Origin of the sequence: Cupriavidus sp. SK-3 (genome assembly GCF_000611145.1) — a bacterium.
In the GTDB taxonomy this organism is placed as follows: domain Bacteria; phylum Pseudomonadota; class Gammaproteobacteria; order Burkholderiales; family Burkholderiaceae; genus Cupriavidus.
The window spans coordinates 1-2,620 of record NZ_JFJV02000254.1 but is presented as its reverse complement, the minus strand read 5'-3'; the positions used below and the strand labels follow the sequence as shown (position 1 = coordinate 2,620).

Sequence of the window (2,620 nt, the reverse complement as noted above, 5' to 3'; positions counted from 1 at the left end):
CGAGACGGAGAGCGCAATATTCTCCGAGGTCGGCATGTCAAACCTCCTTCACCCGCGGCGCGAGGCGGCCAAGGAGGTGCTTTGGCGACCCTGACTCTACGGCACCTCCTATTGGAAACTCTATGTGTGAGCGACTACCCCGTTGTTGAGCGAAATCAAGATACCTGTCGTCCACGCAGCCTACGATGAATGCGAAAACCCGGTTTGCGGCGGCGCGTGCTCCTCGCGGGGAGTTTTAGTGGATGATTAGATTCATGCGGCTTGTCAGAAGGCCGCCAAAGGACGGAGGTGTCTCGTGCGCAGGATATGGTCGGTGCTTGTTGTATTGCTTGCAGCCAGCCTCACAGGATGTGGCTATAACACCATTCAGCTCCAAGACGAGCAGGTTAAGGCGGGCTGGTCCGAGGTGGTGAACCAGTACCAGCGTCGCGCCGACCTGGTTCCAAATCTGGTGAATACCGTCAAAGGCTATGCCAGCCATGAACGGGAAGTCTTGACGCAGGTGACTGAAGCCCGTGCCCGAGTGGGTTCCATCCAGGCCACGCCGGCGCTGCTCAACGACCCGCAAGCGTTTGCTCAGTTCCAGGCTGCCCAGCAACAACTCTCCGGGTCTCTGTCCCGGCTTCTCGCCGTGTCAGAGAACTACCCGCAGTTGAAAGCGGATGCCGGTTTTCGGGACCTGCAGGCTCAATTGGAGGGTACCGAAAACCGGATTGCCATTGCACGAAATCGGTATATTCAGGCGGTGCAGACCTACAACGTGACCGTGCGCGCGTTTCCCTCGAATCTGACGGCGATGACATTCGGGTACAAGGTAAAACCCAATTTCAGTGTCACTGACGAAGCGGGCATCGCCAAGCCACCGCAAGTTGGATTCGGTGCCGCTCCTGCCAGCGCCCCTGGGGGTACCAAGTGAACCTGCTCTCGGCCGCACGAGGCCTGCTGCTAGCGCTGACAGCCTTTATGTCTCTCGGCGCCATTGCCGAGGTTGCCGTTCCATCCTTGACTGCGCGAGTGACGGACATGACTGGCACGCTCACGCGCGAGCAACAGGCGTCCCTGGACCAGACGTTGCAGGCCTTCGAAGCGAAGAAGGGAACGCAATTGGCAATTCTCATTGTTCCCACCACCCAGCCGGAAACCATCGAGCAATATTCGCTTCGCGTTGTCGAGCAATGGAAGTTGGGACGCAAGCGCATTGATGACGGCGCACTGCTCATTATTGCCAAGGATGACCGCGCGCTTCGTATTGAGGTGGGGTATGGCCTCGAAGGCGTCCTGACTGACGCCACAAGTAAGCGCATTATCAGTGAAGATATTGTGCCTAGATTCAAGCAGCGCGACTTCTACGGTGGCGTGGCCGCGGGTATCGACCGTATGCTTAGAGTCATCGAAGGCGAGCCCTTGCCACCGCCGAAGGAAACTGCGGGGGATAGGGGCGACCCTGTCCGGCAACTGATGCCAATCCTTCTTGTGCTCACTTTGGTTCTGGGTGGGGTATTGCGGTCCATGCTGGGGAGGTTCCCGGGTGCAGTCGTGACCGGTGGCGCCGTTGGCGTGGTCGCGTGGGTGCTTTCCGGCGCAATCTTTGCTGCGTTCGTTGCGGGCGCAATCGCACTGTTGTTCACGCTGCTGGGCGGCGCGCACATGGGCTTGCTGGGTATCGGCAGCCGCTCGGGAAGATATGGTGGCGGCTCGGGTCGAGGGGGATTCGGCGGCGGAGGCGGCGGCTTCGGCGGTGGTGGTGCCTCGGGAAAGTGGTGATGGAACACGTCAAACGCATCGTGAGGCATCTGCTGATGACTCATTTGCAGGTCAGACGAGCCTTCCCGCAGGAAACCCTGCGCGCAATCGAGCATGCCATTTCAGCAAGCGAGTCCACGCATATCGGACAGCTCTTCTTTGCTGTGGAGGGCGCGTTGAGCGCCACGAGCCTATTCAAGGGTCTCTCGGCGCGTGAGCGCGCAGTCGAAGTCTTTTCTCAACTGCGCGTCTGGGATACGGAACATAACAATGGCGTCCTGATTTATCTGTTGCTGGCAGACCGCAGCGTTGAAATTGTTGCTGACCGTGGCATTCATGCGAAGGTTGAGTCCCGAGAGTGGGTTGCCGTGTGCCGAGAGATGGAAGCTGCCTTCCGACGTGCTGAATATCAACGTGGTGTCGTCGCCGGCATACAGGCCATCAGCCAGCATCTGGGCAGGCATTTTCCCGCACAAGCCAGTGGCAGGAACGAGCTGAGCGACAGGCCAGTGATTCTCTGAGTCGCAGGAATGCCGCCTCGGGCAGGCCAGTTCTCATGCGAAAGGAGCGACGTTGACAGTCCTCGGAATTCCTCCCGGCTCCGGGAAAAAGGTCTCGCTGGGCGGCGCCTTGTCCTGGACGTTGGTGACCGTCAGGCGAACCGCAATCATCGGAGCGTCGACCTGCAACTGCGCGAGCCGCTCGCGCAGCAGCCGCACTAGATGGTCCTCGCTCCAGGTTGGTTCGGCCAGCGCGATCTCAATGACGGTTGACGGCAGCGCTTCCCGCCCGCGTTCATGCTGCAGCTCGACGGAAATCCGCGTCACAGCCAGATGGTGGGCGGTCAGCCAGCCGATCATCTGCACGATCAAGCCAC

General features: G+C 59.8%; 3 protein-coding genes and 1 pseudogene. 3 read left to right on the top strand and 1 reads right to left on the bottom strand.

Annotated elements, in window-relative coordinates; genetic code table 11:
• The first annotated feature begins 295 nt into the window (after positions 1-295).
• From CF70_RS26615 to CF70_RS26605, 3 genes are read left to right on the top strand one after another with little or no spacing between them, the layout of a single operon-like run.
• On the top strand, positions 296-916 hold the full coding sequence (locus CF70_RS26615) for a LemA family protein (protein WP_035872021.1): 621 nt from the start codon (positions 296-298) through the stop codon (positions 914-916).
• The gene (locus tag CF70_RS26610) at positions 913-1,764 is read left to right on the top strand and encodes a TPM domain-containing protein (RefSeq protein WP_035872018.1); all 852 of its coding nucleotides are present in this window, start codon (positions 913-915) and stop codon (positions 1,762-1,764) included. Before CF70_RS26615 ends, CF70_RS26610 begins: the two co-directional genes overlap by 4 nt.
• A complete protein-coding gene (locus CF70_RS26605; RefSeq protein ID WP_035872016.1) occupies positions 1,764-2,264 on the top strand; it encodes a TPM domain-containing protein in 501 nt (166 codons plus the stop codon). Before CF70_RS26610 ends, CF70_RS26605 begins: the two co-directional genes overlap by 1 nt.
• 33 nt (positions 2,265-2,297) lie before the next feature.
• On the opposite strand, the pseudogene CF70_RS36775 reads toward CF70_RS26605, so the two are convergent.
• Positions 2,298-2,620, bottom strand: a pseudogene (locus CF70_RS36775) (DNA polymerase Y family protein); the annotation flags it as partial.

Coding starts and splice junctions, on each gene's coding strand:
- CF70_RS26605 (WP_035872016.1), top strand. CDS start 1,764: ATGGAACACGTCAAACGCATCGTGAGGCATCTGCTGATGACTCATTTG.